The organism is Bartonella sp. AC535YNZD (assembly GCF_042196625.1).
GTDB lineage: Bacteria > Pseudomonadota > Alphaproteobacteria > Rhizobiales > Rhizobiaceae > Bartonella.
The window spans coordinates 286,394-300,295 of the sequence record NZ_JBHIQP010000002.1 but is presented as its reverse complement, the minus strand read 5'-3'; the positions used below and the strand labels follow the sequence as shown (position 1 = coordinate 300,295).

11 protein-coding genes and 1 pseudogene are annotated in these 13,902 nt (G+C 37.1%); 9 read left to right on the top strand and 3 right to left on the bottom strand.

What is annotated here, in order from left to right; all coding sequences use genetic code 11:
* Window positions 1-95: 95 nt before the first annotated feature.
* Window positions 96-1,802 carry a hypothetical protein gene (locus ACFIM8_RS02485; protein WP_375614439.1) on the bottom strand — a complete coding sequence of 569 codons (1,707 nt, stop codon included), beginning with the start codon at window positions 1,800-1,802 and terminating at the stop codon, window positions 96-98.
* Between the two features lie 354 nt (window positions 1,803-2,156).
* Here ACFIM8_RS02485 and ACFIM8_RS02480 point away from each other — a divergent pair, with 354 nt between their 5' ends.
* The 9 genes and pseudogenes from ACFIM8_RS02480 (at window position 2,157) to ACFIM8_RS02440 (ending at window position 10,586) form a co-directional block, all read left to right on the top strand.
* A complete protein-coding gene (locus ACFIM8_RS02480) occupies window positions 2,157-3,929 on the top strand; it encodes an SLC13 family permease (protein ID WP_375606437.1) in 1,773 nt (590 codons plus the stop codon).
* Window positions 3,930-4,033: 104 nt separating this feature from the next.
* Window positions 4,034-4,299 (top strand): annotated as a pseudogene (locus ACFIM8_RS02475) (XRE family transcriptional regulator).
* Between the two features lie 494 nt (window positions 4,300-4,793).
* On the top strand, window positions 4,794-5,465 hold the full coding sequence (locus ACFIM8_RS02470) for a tetratricopeptide repeat protein (RefSeq protein WP_375614438.1): 672 nt from the start codon (window positions 4,794-4,796) through the stop codon (window positions 5,463-5,465).
* Window positions 5,466-5,469: 4 nt separating this feature from the next.
* Window positions 5,470-6,894 (top strand): ribosome biogenesis GTPase Der, encoded by a 1,425-nt coding sequence (gene der, locus ACFIM8_RS02465; protein WP_375614437.1) that lies wholly within the window; start codon window positions 5,470-5,472, stop codon window positions 6,892-6,894.
* A 990-nt stretch (window positions 6,895-7,884) separates the two neighbouring features.
* Window positions 7,885-8,319: an AtpZ/AtpI family protein gene (locus ACFIM8_RS02460; protein ID WP_375614436.1), complete on the top strand. Its 435-nt coding sequence runs from the start codon at window positions 7,885-7,887 to the stop codon at window positions 8,317-8,319.
* 7 nt (window positions 8,320-8,326) lie between these two features.
* Window positions 8,327-9,085 carry a F0F1 ATP synthase subunit A gene (locus ACFIM8_RS02455; RefSeq protein ID WP_375606478.1) on the top strand — a complete coding sequence of 253 codons (759 nt, stop codon included), beginning with the start codon at window positions 8,327-8,329 and terminating at the stop codon, window positions 9,083-9,085.
* A 54-nt stretch (window positions 9,086-9,139) separates the two neighbouring features.
* On the top strand, window positions 9,140-9,370 hold the full coding sequence (locus ACFIM8_RS02450) for a F0F1 ATP synthase subunit C (RefSeq protein ID WP_005773968.1): 231 nt from the start codon (window positions 9,140-9,142) through the stop codon (window positions 9,368-9,370).
* 143 nt (window positions 9,371-9,513) lie between these two features.
* Complete coding sequence (locus ACFIM8_RS02445; protein WP_375606433.1) at window positions 9,514-10,080, top strand: F0F1 ATP synthase subunit B; 567 nt, start codon at window positions 9,514-9,516, stop codon at window positions 10,078-10,080.
* A gap of 11 nt (window positions 10,081-10,091) precedes the next feature.
* A complete protein-coding gene (locus ACFIM8_RS02440; RefSeq protein ID WP_375606432.1) occupies window positions 10,092-10,586 on the top strand; it encodes a F0F1 ATP synthase subunit B in 495 nt (164 codons plus the stop codon).
* A 139-nt stretch (window positions 10,587-10,725) separates the two neighbouring features.
* On the opposite strand, the gene glyS is transcribed toward ACFIM8_RS02440, so the two are convergent.
* Together glyS and ACFIM8_RS02430 are read right to left on the bottom strand one after the other, a co-directional pair.
* Entirely contained in the window at window positions 10,726-12,948 is a 2,223-nt protein-coding gene (glyS, locus tag ACFIM8_RS02435) for a glycine--tRNA ligase subunit beta (RefSeq protein ID WP_375614435.1), read from the bottom strand.
* Complete coding sequence (locus ACFIM8_RS02430; protein ID WP_375606430.1) at window positions 12,948-13,889, bottom strand: glycine--tRNA ligase subunit alpha; 942 nt, start codon at window positions 13,887-13,889, stop codon at window positions 12,948-12,950. Before ACFIM8_RS02430 ends, glyS begins: the two co-directional genes overlap by 1 nt.
* Window positions 13,890-13,902 lie beyond the last annotated feature (13 nt).

Sequence of the window (13,902 nt, the reverse complement as noted above, 5' to 3'; positions counted from 1 at the left end):
ACTCTGTGTGAAGCCTTCTGTATCATATAAAAGCAAAAAGAGGAATAAAGTTCTTAATTTATAGACAAGATCATCATGTTTAAAGCACAAAATGTTCAAGGCGATGCTTCATTTTTAATAGTGAGATCTACTTTGCTTAAAGCCTTGGATAGATCATTTTGTAAAGCAGATTCGAGATCAATTATTGTGAGCCCTTTATTATCTTTTGCTTTAATTTTAACGCTCAATGTTTGCGGATTTTTAGCAAATTCACCTAAGGATTTTGAAATTTTTTCTGCTTCGTCATGATTTTTTAACAGAATGTTAGGGGTCTGCGTCATCATTAGATAGAAATCGTCATAGAGTTCCTTTTTAAGATCATGTTTGCTGTCATTAAGAGTTTGCGCAAGATAAGAAAAAAGCTTATCAATGAAACCTGCATCCTTATATTGTATATCAATTTCATTGATGCCAAGGTCTTGAGAAGCAGCAATCATTACATTTTTCTGACCAGAAAAAAGCTTTTCATCAACATCAATAACCTTGGCTGATATGTACCCAGATCCAACGTCTTTCATATCGAAAGACATTGCATCAAGAAAGAGCATACGTTTTTTTTCATCATAAGAAATATCAATTTTTCCTGAAATGTTAAAGTGCTCAAAGTTCAAATTTTTGAAGAGTTCTAAGTCTTTTTCATTCATGTTTTTAGGTAAAACGGAAAGGTTATTGAGGGAAAGAAAAAGTTTTTTAGGGATAGGTTGTTTCCACAAGCTTGGTTTGAATTGGAATGATTCGAGTGTTGCTTTCAACTGTGGTATATCAACGGTGACGTTATCAACTTTGGCATCGGCTGAGGTAATGGCGAGCAATATGTTTAGAAGTAGACCATTTTGTGCTATTTTTTCAGCGGTTTTATTATTCTCTTTTCTTGCATTAAGATAAGCTTTGATCAATTTTTCAGGAGTTTGTTCAAGTGGCTTCATCTTTAAACCAGATGTTTTAAACTGTTGGAGAAAGAAAGAGCTGTTTTTTTCTGCTTCTTCAAAAATATCAACGCTTATATTATTCAGAGCAATGGGACCAGTAACGGTTTTACCTTGATTGAGAGTATTGTTTTTTCCAAAGATGATAGAATAGGCGTAGTTGATGTCGATGTCATGGGCTTTTATTGTATCACTTTTAGCCATAATCTGCATCTGTTTGGCACCATTGACTGCAACTGTTTTAAGATCCATACTTTTGATACTAACTGAACGGATATGGCCATTTCTAAAATCAGAAAGCTGGAAATTATTGACTTCAACCGTTTCTATTTGCTTATTTTTATTTTCTATAGAAAGTTGTATATTGGGAGCAATAATTGAGGAAAGCTCAATACGCATCATTGATTGTAAAAGACGTGATGTTATCGTTCTATCTTTTTCTTTTAAAGATACACTTCGAAGAGAAATTTGGGGAATTTGCACATGAATATTATTATGCTTTAAATCAACATTATAGAGTGTGAAAGTTCCAGGAATAAAGGAAAGAGGAGGACGGGCAGAAATGGCACCAATTTTAAGTGATGTACCAGCTGGAACAGGTATTGTCACATTCTTCAAATTGATTTTACCTAGAATGCTTACTTCAGATGTTTCGGCTTTTATGGAATGACGGGCTATTTCTTTTCTTACAAAACTGTCAAGATAGGGTTTTGCAATATAAAATCCACCAACCATTATAATTGCCAAGATAGCAACAAATCCAATAATGCAAGTGAGCCAATATCTGAGGTTACTTTGATACCCACTATTAAGATTGACCATTCTTTCTTCTTTCATTTTTATCACTCTTTGAATTGAGAGTGAAGATAAATTCTTTTAAGCAACGACAAAGGTTTAAATATAGCGTGTACCAGTTTCAACAATTATCTACGCTCTATATTAGAGTTATTCTCATCTTTTTTGCAATATAGCTTTATCAACTTTTATCAATTTTCTTTGGGTTCAGCACTTTATAGAAAAGCACGCATAATAAGGAGAGGCAAGTTTATGCGCATCATAATTTTTTATCACTTTAAAATTATCCTAAAATATTTCGATGTCTGCTTTTATCTTGCTGCTGTTTATAGGAATATTTAAAACATAAAAAATATGTTCTTGTTCATTATAATTTAATGGGGAGAGGTAAGTGTTATGACAGAAAATCAAATAATGGCTTTTTCGATCATTGGTCTCATGATGGTTGTTTTTATTTGGGATCGATTTCGTTATGATCTTGTTGCTATTTGTACGTTATTAATAGCTTGTGCTCTTGGTCTTGTCAGTCCGAAGGAAGCTTTTAGCGGTTTTAGTAATGATATCGTTATTATCGTGGGGAGTGTGTTTGTTGTCAGTACGGCCGTATCGCGCTCTGGTATAATGGAATTTATTATTCAACGGGTATGGCCAGATGTGAAATCGGTGCGTCTTCAATTAGCTTTTTTGGTTATTTCTGTTGTCGTGTTATCAATGTTCGTTAAAAACATTGGTGCTTTGGCTATTATGCTTCCGATAGCTTTTCAGTTTGCTCGTCGTTCTCAGGTTTCTCCTTCTGTCTTTTTGATGCCCATGGCCTTTGGTTCTTTATTGGGGGGGCTTATGACACAGATAGGAACATCTCCCAATGTTGTTATTTCAGCGATGCAAGAACGCTTAGCAGGAACACCTTTTACGATGTTTGATTTTACACCAGTTGGTGCGGTTATTGCGACGGCTGGTGTTTTATATTTGGTTCTTTTTTATTGGCTTTTGCCTGTGCGTGTGCGTTCAGGTGTATCGTTTGATGATGCCATTGATATTCGTAATTATGTTGCAGAAGTGCATATTCCAATAAATTCACCGATTGTGGGAAAAAATATTGTTGATTTGGTTAAGCCATCAAGTGGTGATGTTATGGTGATTCAAATCATCAGAAACAAAGTATCTATTTCACCATTACCAGATTTTGTTTTGTCTGAAAATGATATTATTTTGCTGGAAGGATCACATACAGGGTTAGATAGCGTGATGAACTCTGCTCGTTTAGAGTTTTCTAAAGGGCGAACTATTGCTGCAGGTGATAAGGACAGTGATATTGATATTATTGAAGCCGTCATCACCCATAATTCACCTCTTATCGGTATTAGTGCGAAAGAGTTTTCCTTATTTGATCGCTATAATGTAAATTTGCTTGCGTTAAGTCGTCAGCATGAAAGGGTGCGGGGAAGACTTGATGATATTATTTTCCATCTTGGAGATGTGATTGTTTTGCAAGGACAGGATGCAGTTATTCCAAATTTGTTAAGGGAATTGAAATGCTTACCCCTAGCAAAACGAAATATTGTGTTTGGAAATTTACGACATGGTTTTATATCTTTGGCTATTTTATTTATAGCAATTATTTTTACAGCTTTTCATATTGTTCCAGTTGCTTTTTCTTTCTTTTCTGCTGCTGCTGCAATGGTGATCTTTCGTGTTTTGCCAGCGCGTGATTTGTATCAGGCATTAGATGGTCCAATATTAGTACTATTAGCGGCTCTTATTCCAGTGAGTGAAGCGTTAGAGAAAACAGGATGTACGGAGCTCATTGGTCAATGGCTGAGCCAATTGGCAATATTTTTCCCGCCATCCGGTGCTTTAGCGCTTATGTTGGTGACAGCTATGTTGGTTACGCCATTTTTGAATAATGCAGCAACAGTGATGATGGTAGCACCAATTGCGTCAAGTTTTGCTCATTCTCTCCATTATAAGCCTGAAGCTTTTTTAATGGCTGTTGCAATTGGTGCAGGTTGTGAATTCCTTACACCTATCGGACATCAAAGCAATATGCTCGTGATGGCGCCAGGAGGATACCGTTTTAGTGATTATCCACGTTTGGGTGCTCCATTGGCGGTGTTGATCGTTATTATTGCTGTTCCAATGCTTATGTGGGTTTGGCCATTACAATAAGATATTTTCAGAAGCTTTGAGTATCTATTACAAAAGGTTATTAATTGTATAAAGATAAATTGAAGGGATACACTTTCTTTGGCAAAATTTTATGAAAACTTCGCATTGATCATTCAGAACGTCTTTCAAATATAGTTGATAAATTAGGTTTATCTGTGTCATTTTTATCTTCTGTAGAAATTGGTAGAAAATCTGTTCCAGTAGGCATGGAAGAGAAAATCATAGAACTCTATGCTTTAGATCAAGAAAAAGCTTCTCTGTTAAAAAAGAAGCCTATCTTTGTCGAAAGAATTTTACAATCAAACCTTCTAATCCGTTGCAACATGAAACTGTTGTTGCATTTATGCTACTTTTAGATGTCTTATTTTAAGGGGCGTTAGCAGATTTCAAAGAAATGTTAGAAACACTCCATGAAGTATGCTTTTTGTAGAGGCTATTGCGAAATTCTATTCCCCAACTTTTATTTACGCATCCCTCATATTAAAAAAGATATATAAATACAGTAAGCTAGATGAATAAAGAATGGTATTAAAATCCTATAATCGAATACAATACAATGATTGTGTTAAAGACTTTAAAAGATATCTTTCATATAATAGAGAGGGAAGGGTGCTGAAGATGGTAGGCAATCATGGATAATATTAAAGCAGTGATTTTTTTATAAGATTCAAAAGTTGTGATGTAAGCTTAAAGAACATTTACATCGTTTTTGACTAAGACAGTTGCAAAAATCCAATTGATTTGGTTACATGTCAATTTGAAATAAATAAATCAGTAATTTAAAGATTTTAGTTGATTTAGGCTACCATCTTTGTCCATTTATGCGTAAAAGCGCAGAGAGTAAATTTTTACAAGGTATGATATATGTCGTATGATAGTTTTATTGCTGAAGTTAATGCTGAATTTCGTCAGGAAAAGGCGCTTGCTTTTTGGAGACGTTATGGTTTTTCAATTATTGGAGCAGTCCTTCTTTTCATCATCATGATAATTATTTATCAAATTTATTATCATGCACAAATAAAGAAAGCTGGTTATATTGGTGACGCATTTATAAAAAGCCTTAATTTTGCGGATACACGTCATTTTGATAAAGCGATAAAGCAATTGGAGAATGTTAAAGACTCTAACTTTGGAGGATATCCTTTTCTTGCTCGTTTGCGGGAGGCTTCTTTACTCATGGAGCAAGGTGATATGATTAAATCAGTGGAGATCTTTGATTCTGTTGCATCGGATGAGAAAGCACCACAGATTTTGCGGAAAGTTGCAAAAATTCGAGCAGCCTATATTTTAGTTGATACAGGAACTTTGGAGGATGTCAAAAAGCGCGTCAAAGAGATGGCAAGTGATACCGATCCTATGCGTATGTCTGCAAGAGAAGCTTTAGGCTTAGCTGCTTATAAGTCGGATAAAATGGATGAGGCGGTTTATTATTTTAAGAAAATTTCTGAAGAAGGTGCTTTGGGTTTAAAAATAGCAGATCGGGCTCGAATGATGCTTGAGCTCATACAAGCCGAGGGCAAGACAAATAAGGAATAAATTGATGAGCCTTACCATTGCTATTGTTGGTCGTCCCAATGTTGGGAAATCAACACTTTTTAATCGTTTGGTTGGGCAAAGGTTGGCTTTGGTTGATGATAAGCCAGGTGTAACACGTGATCGGCGTATTCATGCGGCAAAACTTCAAGATCTACGTTTTGATGTGATTGATACGGCTGGGCTGGAAGAAGCAGGTGATCATACACTTGAGGGGCGTATGCGTTCTCATACAAAAGTTGCAATTGATGAAGCTGATCTTATTTTATTCGTATTTGATGCAAAGAGTGGAATAACACCAAGTGATTTAAACTTTGCTTCATTGGTTCGCAAATCAGGAAAACCAATAGTCCTTGTTGCTAATAAGTCTGAGTCAAGAGCGGCAACGGGAGGAGAGTATGAGGCGTGGTCATTAGGTTTGGGGGAGCCGTGCCCAATATCGGCTGAACATGGTTTGGGACTTAGTGATCTTCGTGATGCAATTATAGAGGCTGTTGGGGCTGAACGCGCTTTTGACAATAACAAAGAAGAAGATATTACGATACGGCCTGCATCTGTTGGTGATGATATAAACAATTTGGAAGAAGAGGGGCTTATGTACGATGAAAATAAGCCTATTCGGATTGCAATTGCGGGGCGCCCCAATACAGGAAAATCTACTCTTATCAATAGTATGCTGAAACAAGAGCGGTTATTAACAGGACCAGAAGCAGGACTTACGCGTGATTCTATTTCTGTAGATTGGGAATGGCGTGGTCGTCATGTTAAACTGTTTGATACTGCGGGTTTGCGTCGAAAATCGAAAATTCAAGAAAAGTTAGAAAAATTATCCGTTGCTGACACTTTGCGTGCTATTTGTTTTGCAGAAGTGGTGATCATTGTTTTTGATGCAACGATGCCTTTTGAAAAACAGGATTTACAAATTGCTGATCTTGTGATTCGTGAAGGGCGTGTTCCAGTTATTGCTTTTAATAAGTGGGACCTTATTGAAAATAGTCAGGCTACATTGATTGATTTGCATGAAAAATGTGCACGATTTCTTCCTCAAGTTCGTGGTTTGAGGGCTGTTCCTTTATCGGGACAATATGGTCAAGGAATTGATAAACTTATGGAAAATGTGATGATGATGCACCGTGTATGGAATCGTCGCATTTCAACAGCTAAATTGAACCAATGGCTTGAAACTGTTGTGGCACATCATCCACCTCCTGCGGTTTCTGGACGTCGACTTAAGGTTAAATACATCACACAGGTTAAGACACGTCCTCCTGGATTTATGATTTCTTGCTCGCGCCCCAAAAGTATGCCCCAGTCGTATTTGCGTTACCTTGTCAATGGGTTACGTGAAACATTTGATATGTTTGGTATACCAGTTCGCATATCATTACGAGCCTCTGATAATCCTTTTGCGACACGTTCCAAGAAGAAATGATAACTCTTTAATTTTATTGATAATCATTTATCATGAGCGCTATTGAATAGAGCTCTCTCATCTTGATAAAGGTCATTTATTTGCATGTCATGAGAAGAGTTTAATAGGGAGTATTTAAGAAAGAGTACATAATCCTCTTAATGGGTTATTATAAGTGCAAGAATAGATGCAATATGAGGGTAGGGGAATATAATTATGATGCTTGTTTGAAAAGCAGCATTAGATTATCGTTTCATAAAAATAAAGCTTATGAATAAGCGCTTTTGCTTACGATAGTTTGTTTGAATAAAAAGCAAAAATATTTGCTGAATCTACGGATATTCAATTGTAAAAAGCGAAGTTCATAAAAGTGGATTAAAATTGTATAAAGTGGTATGGTAATCGTATTTAAAATTTATTATGTTCTATTGGCTTAATCTATTTGAAATTTTAGATTTATTAATATCTTGTATTTAAAGGAACTTCTCTTAATACCCTCAAGCTCATTTCGTGGTGGGGCCTTTAATGGCGTATGTAAAATACTTTGCGAATAGGATCATATAGAAACAATTGATTATTATTATTTTCATAAAATAAAAAGTGCAAGTTTATTCGAATAAAAGGAGAAAACCAACGCTCTCATACTGTTTTTAGCTTTCTATGTTCTCTTTCAAAACTAGGACTGATATAACATTGGGAGTCGGAAAATAAGATGGTATTAGTTTACACCTTTTGTTAAACGTAAAAATGGTTGTTCTATGAGTTTTATATTATTCACGTGAACTTTTCGTTATACATTCACGGGTGCTGTCGTGAAATCGGTTTAGGTGCTTGGAATATCTTTTTAAGAAAGCATGTAAATTGAAAAATACGTTATTTCTGCAATAAAATTTATACGATAACTTGTGATAGATTTCTTTTAGTATCTTGACGAATAAATTCGGGAACAATATGATGCACACGGTTTTATGAAATGTATTCTTACGTTGCTTTTTAATTAAGGAGCCAATGATGGCGATGGGCGAGAAACCCGTTATGAGCTGTAAGGAGGCTGAAGAGGAAAAGCAAGGAGAGTGTCTTCATTCAGAGGATTTGGAATGCCGTAGTAGGAACTTAAGCGTAGCTTTAGTACGCAAGCAAGCATTAAAGAAGCGGGAGCATAGGAATAAGCGGGAAAAATCACAAGGAAGGATGGCAGGTGCAATTAAGCTTTCCAGTGAGTTTCTGGCAAGTGTTATAGTTGGTATTGTTTTGGGGTTGGGGTTTGATAAGTTAGCAGGTTCATGGCCTTGGGGATTGGTATTTTTTCTCTTCTTTGGATTTGCTGCTGGTGTATTGAGTATTCTTCGGTCTGTGGGGTATGTTTCCTCCAGTCAATTAGGAAAAGAAGGCGTATTGCGCCAAGATAAACAAAATAAAAGGGCCAATGAGAGGTCCGATAAATGAGGTTGAAGTGACAGCGCACGCTCCAGATCCTATTCATCAGTTTGAGGTTTTAAGGCTGATTAAGATTTCCATAGGAAATATGGATTTATCGTTTACAAATGTATCATTGTTTACAGTCCTCACGGTTGTTGTAACTTCTATTTTTCTCTTTATTTCATCATCGAGTCGTGGATTGGTTCCAACGCGGATGCAGTCTCTTTCGGAAATGGCCTATGAGTTTGTAGCATCGACTCTGCGGGAATCATCTGGTGTGCAGGGAATGCAGTTTTTTCCTTTAGTTTTTTCTCTGTTTACTTTTATTTTGGTTGCTAACTTTATTGGTCTCTTTCCTTATTTTTATACGGTTACGTCTCAAATCATGATCACGTTTTCGTTAGCAATGGTGGTAATTTTGACGGTGATTGGGTATGGCTTTTATAAGCATGGGGTCAGCTTTTTGAAACTGTTCGTTCCCAGTGGAGTTCCTGTTGTGGTTTTACCTCTGGTGACAATGATTGAGGTTATTTCTTTTCTCTCCCGTCCAATTAGTCTTTCTCTTCGTCTTTTTGCGAATATGCTTGCTGGTCATATTACGCTTAAAGTGTTTTCTGGGTTTGTTGTTTCAATGATTGGGGTAGGGCTCGTAGGTGTGGGTGGTTCGATTTTACCGCTTATTATGACTGTAGCAATTACTGCTCTTGAGTTTTTGGTCGCATTTCTTCAGGCTTACGTCTTTACGGTTTTAACTTGTATGTATCTTAATGATGCAATTCATCCAGGACATTAATAAAACTGGCGGTTTTCCGTCGAATAATGCAATTTCGCTTTAAAGGAGAATAACATGGAAATGGTGCTTGCAGCAAAATATATTGGCGCTGGTCTTGCTTGCTTTGGTATGGCTGGAACAGCTTTAGGACTTGGTAATATTTTTGGTAGCTATCTTTCTGGTGCATTACGAAATCCATCAGCAGCAGATAGTCAGTTTGGACGTCTCGTCTTTGGTTTTGCTGTTACAGAAGCTTTGGGAATTTTTTCATTGCTCATTGCTTTATTACTTCTTTTTGGGGTTTAATCATCATCAAAAGGGTATATCTGTTCTTGCATGAGGAAAGATTTACCCTTTTAGGCTCTTAACCAGAGAGATGCCAGAGAGATGTTTGTCAGTTATCATCGGTTATAGAGGGCTTTAATAAGCTATTTAAAGGATGAAAGAAGATGTTTGTTTCAAGCGCTTATGCACAGAACACTGAAACGTCGATAGAACATATTAAAAAGGTGGCAGAGCATGCAAATCGTGTGTTTCCGCCTTTTGATTTTGTGCATTTTGGTTCGCATTTTTTCTGGTTGGCAATTTCTTTCGGACTGTTTTATCTTTTTATCTCCCGTGTAATTGTACCACGTATTGGCGGTGTTATTGAAACACGGCGAGATCGAATCGCATCTGATTTAGATCAGGCAATGCGCATGAAGCAAGAAGCAGACATTGTTGTTGAAACTTATGAGCGGAAATTAGCAGAAGCGCGTTTGAACGCGCAGGCTATAGCGCAGGTAGCTAGTGAAGAATTAAAAGAAAAGGCAGAGCTTGAACGGAAAGAAATTGAAGAGAGTTTAGAGAAAAAACTCGCAGATGCTGAAAAACAGATAGCAAAAATTCGGGATAAAGCCATGCAAAATGTTGGTTCTATCGCTGAAGAAGTAGCTCTTGAAATTGTGAAAAAATTGATTGACGTTGATATCAACAAAGAGGCTGTTCGTTCAGTTGTTAAAACTGCGGATTATTGAGGAAGAAAAAGATGACTGATACTTTTTGGGCATTTGTTGGGTTAGTTCTTTTTTTGGCTCTTTTAGTCTATTTCCAAATTCCACAGAGGGTTATACACCATCTTGATGCGCGCGCGAAACGTATCAAAGATGAACTGGATGAGGCTCTGCGTCTTCGTGAAGAGGCACAGGAAATATTGGCTGAATATCAACGCAAACATGCAGAAGCAGAAAAAGATGCGCAAGAAATTATTGCAGCAGCAAAGCATGAAGTTGAATCTGTTATTGCTGAAGCCCGTGCAAAAGCAGAAGAATATGTAAAAAACCGCAATAAATTGGCAGAACAAAAAATTTCCCAAGCAGAAGCCGATGCTATGCGCATGGTTTCTTCATCGGCTATTGATTTGGCAATTTCTACAGCACGTACCCTTATTACAAGAGAAATAGATGCTAACAAGGTAGATGAACTTATTAAAGAGTCTCTTGAGAAAGAATCATTTATCAAAATGAAAACATATCTTAATTAATGATATTTGAGAGATAAAGAACAGTCTCTTTGGTTGCATAATTTTCTCAATATTAATTAGTATCAATATTAATTAATAAAAGTCATAAAAAAGAAAAATTTATCTTCATTGTTTTTATCAGTTAATAGGCTCTTTGATTTTAAATGACAAGTTTTGAGAAGTCTGCAACCGATTGTGTAACAATGTGAGTGCGTTTGAGAAGAGCAAGACGGTTAGCACGAACATCAGGTTTTTTATCATTCACCAATACTTTTTCAAAAAATATATCAATCAATTTTCCAAGTGGCGTTAGCACACTGAGGGCAAATGATAAATTTGTTGTATTGATGGGAGCAAGAACTTTTTTTTCTACTTCACAGATTGCATGATAGAGCTGTTTTTCTTCTTTCTCGACAAAAAGCTCAAAATTAATTTCATTCGCTATTTTTGTGCTTTTTTGAAATTCATTTTCAAGAATATTGGCAGTACGTTTTACAGAGGCTACAAAGTTCATTCCATCATGGGTGTTGATAAAAGCGATAAGCGATTCGACACGACGTGCAACCAATAAAAAATCATCAGAATCTTTATTTAAAACGGCTTCAAGGGCGTCGTAACGAGCGCCTTCCTCTTTTAGATAGATTTTCAAACGGTCATGAAAAAAGAATAACAGATCTGATAAAATATATTCTGTTTTTTCTGGAAGCAGATTCTGCAATTGTGGATTTTCTCTTTGAGAGATTTCATATTTATTTTTTTGTTGTAAGAAAAGATTCGTTGCTAACTGGAACAGTGGCATAAGATTGATTTTCCAATCTCGCGAAAGTACAAGCCTAATAATTCCCAATGCTGCTCGTCTTAACGCATAGGGATCTTTTGAGCCCGTTGGTTTTTCATTAATGAGCCAAAAGCCAACGAGCATGTCAATTTTGTCGGAGAGCATAACGGTTATAGCAAGTGGTTCTTGTGGAAGACGATCTGTTGGTCCTTGAGGTTTATAATGGTCTTCGATTGCTACAGCGACGTGAGGATCTTCCCCTTGAAGAAGGGCGTATTTTTGCCCCATAACACCTTGTAGTTCAGGAAATTCTCCGACAATTTCTGTTTGCAAATCAGCTTTTGCAAGGATGGCTGCACGTTTCGCTAAGAGAGGATCTGCTTGTATCAAAGGTGCAATTTTTTGTGCGAGTGTAGCGATGCGTTCTACTCTTGCACCTTGTGTACCTAATTTGGCGTGAAAAGTTACATTCAAATGATCAAGTCGCGCCATTCTTTGATCAAGAGGTTTTTTTATATCAAGATCAAATTTTTTTACAGAAGATTCCAATTGTTTAATATCGGGCAAATCACGCTGATCGGTTTGCCAAAAATGAAGTGCATCAGAAAGACGGGCACGGACAACCTTACTATTTCCTTTCGAAATTTCTTTGCCTTCATCATTTGCAAGAATATTAGAAACGAGAATAAAACGATGAGAAAGTTTTACTTTTTCTCCTTGTTTGCGGGTGACAAAACATTTTTGATTAGCTCGAATGGTCAAGCGAATAATTTCTGGAGGAATATCAAGGAATGATTTGTCAAAATCACCCATAAGGATAACAGGCCATTCAACAAGGCCAGAAACTTCTTCTAGGAGGGCATTATCTTGAACCAGTTCTAAACCGTTTGCAAAGCAAAGATTTTGAGCATCAGCTAAAATAATATTCTTTCGTCTTTCTGCATCCAGAATGACTTTGTGTGTTTCAAGTTGAGTAACATAGTCATCAAAGCGACGCACCTGGAATGGCTTTCCGTCACTTAAGAAACGATGACCATAAGTTAGATTATTGCTCTTAAGAGAACCAATTGTAAACGGAACAACATGTGTTTCGCCAATTTCTGGTCCGAAGATGCAAAGAATATTTTGTAAAGGTCTAATCCACTTCAAAGTACCACTTTGTGCTGAATCTTTTCCCCAACGCATAGATTTAGGCCATGGAAAGTTGCGGATAATATCCGGTAAAATATCGGCAATAATTTCTTCTGCAGCTCGACCTTTTTTAACAATTTTAGCAATATAAAAATGACCTTTTTTATCATCATGTCCAATATGCGCTTCAGAAACATTATTTAATCCTGTTGCACGTAGAAAACCATCAATTACATGCTGTGGTGATTTTATACTGGGACCTTTGCGTTCTTCATGGACATCTTTGGAGCGTATAGAAAGTCCGCGTACGTCCAATGTTAACCGACGAGGTGTCCAATATTCACGAGCGGCTTTATAGGTTAATCCAGCATTCACAAGTTGATCCGTAACAGCTTTTTTAAGATCAGCAGCAGCTTTTCGTTGCATACGTGCGGGTATTTCTTCACTGAAAAGTTCAAGAAGAAGATCAGACATTAGGCCTCTCCAGTATATATTTGTCCAGCTTCTGTGAGTAAGAAGGCTTCCCCACAACGGCGCGCGAGATTACGAACGCGAAGAATGTAATTTTGTCGTTCGGTTACAGAAATAACGCCACGTGCTTGCAAAAGATTAAAGATATGGCTCGCTTTAATACATTGATCATAGGCAGGAAAAACACAGCGATGGAATACATTTTCTTTATTTGGTTTTCCAGCATCAAGAAGTGCGCTGCATTCGCGTTCTGCATCGATAAAGTGCTGATGGAGCAGTTTTGTATCAGCAAATTCGAAGTTGTAATATGAGTATTCCTGTTCTGCCTGTAAAAAAATATCTCTATAACTTATTTTGTTTTCTCCCTCTAAACCATTAAAGTTAAGGTCATAGACGTTATCAACCCCTTGGATATACATCGCTAGACGCTCAAGACCGTATGTGAGTTCCCCTGAAACTGGAGCGCATTCAATGCCGCACACTTGTTGAAAATAAGTAAATTGAGAGACTTCCATTCCATCGCACCAACATTCCCATCCAAGCCCCCAAGCACCAAGAGTGGGACTTTCCCAATCATCTTCAACAAAGCGAATATCATGCAGTTTTGTATCAAGCCCGATAGCTTGTAGCGACTTTATATAAAGTTCTTGTAGATTGAGCGGAGAGGGTTTGAGAAGCACTTGGAATTGATAATAGTGTTGTAAACGATTTGGATTCTTACCATATCGGCCATCTGTTGGACGTCGAGAGGGTTGGACATAAGCAACTTTCCAAGGGCGTGGCCCTAGAGAGCGTAATGTTGTTGCTGGATGAAAAGTCCCAGCTCCGACTTCCATATCGTAAGGTTGCAAAATTGCACATCCATAGTGTGCCCAATAATTTTGCAAAGTTAAGATTAGTCCCTGAAAAGAACGTTTGGGGTTAAGATGTTCAGGCAGTTTCACGCTTTATACTCTT

Coding starts and splice junctions, on each gene's coding strand:
- ACFIM8_RS02450 (WP_005773968.1), top strand. CDS start 9,140: ATGGAAATGGTGCTTGCAGCAAAATATATTGGCGCTGGTCTTGCTTGC.
- glyS (WP_375614435.1), bottom strand. CDS start 12,948: ATGTCTGATCTTCTTCTTGAACTTTTCAGTGAAGAAATACCCGCACGT.
- ACFIM8_RS02485 (WP_375614439.1), bottom strand. CDS start 1,802: ATGAAAGAAGAAAGAATGGTCAATCTTAATAGTGGGTATCAAAGTAAC.
- der (WP_375614437.1), top strand. CDS start 5,470: ATGAGCCTTACCATTGCTATTGTTGGTCGTCCCAATGTTGGGAAATCA.
- ACFIM8_RS02440 (WP_375606432.1), top strand. CDS start 10,092: ATGACTGATACTTTTTGGGCATTTGTTGGGTTAGTTCTTTTTTTGGCT.
- ACFIM8_RS02445 (WP_375606433.1), top strand. CDS start 9,514: ATGTTTGTTTCAAGCGCTTATGCACAGAACACTGAAACGTCGATAGAA.
- ACFIM8_RS02460 (WP_375614436.1), top strand. CDS start 7,885: ATGGCGATGGGCGAGAAACCCGTTATGAGCTGTAAGGAGGCTGAAGAG.
- ACFIM8_RS02480 (WP_375606437.1), top strand. CDS start 2,157: ATGACAGAAAATCAAATAATGGCTTTTTCGATCATTGGTCTCATGATG.
- ACFIM8_RS02470 (WP_375614438.1), top strand. CDS start 4,794: ATGTCGTATGATAGTTTTATTGCTGAAGTTAATGCTGAATTTCGTCAG.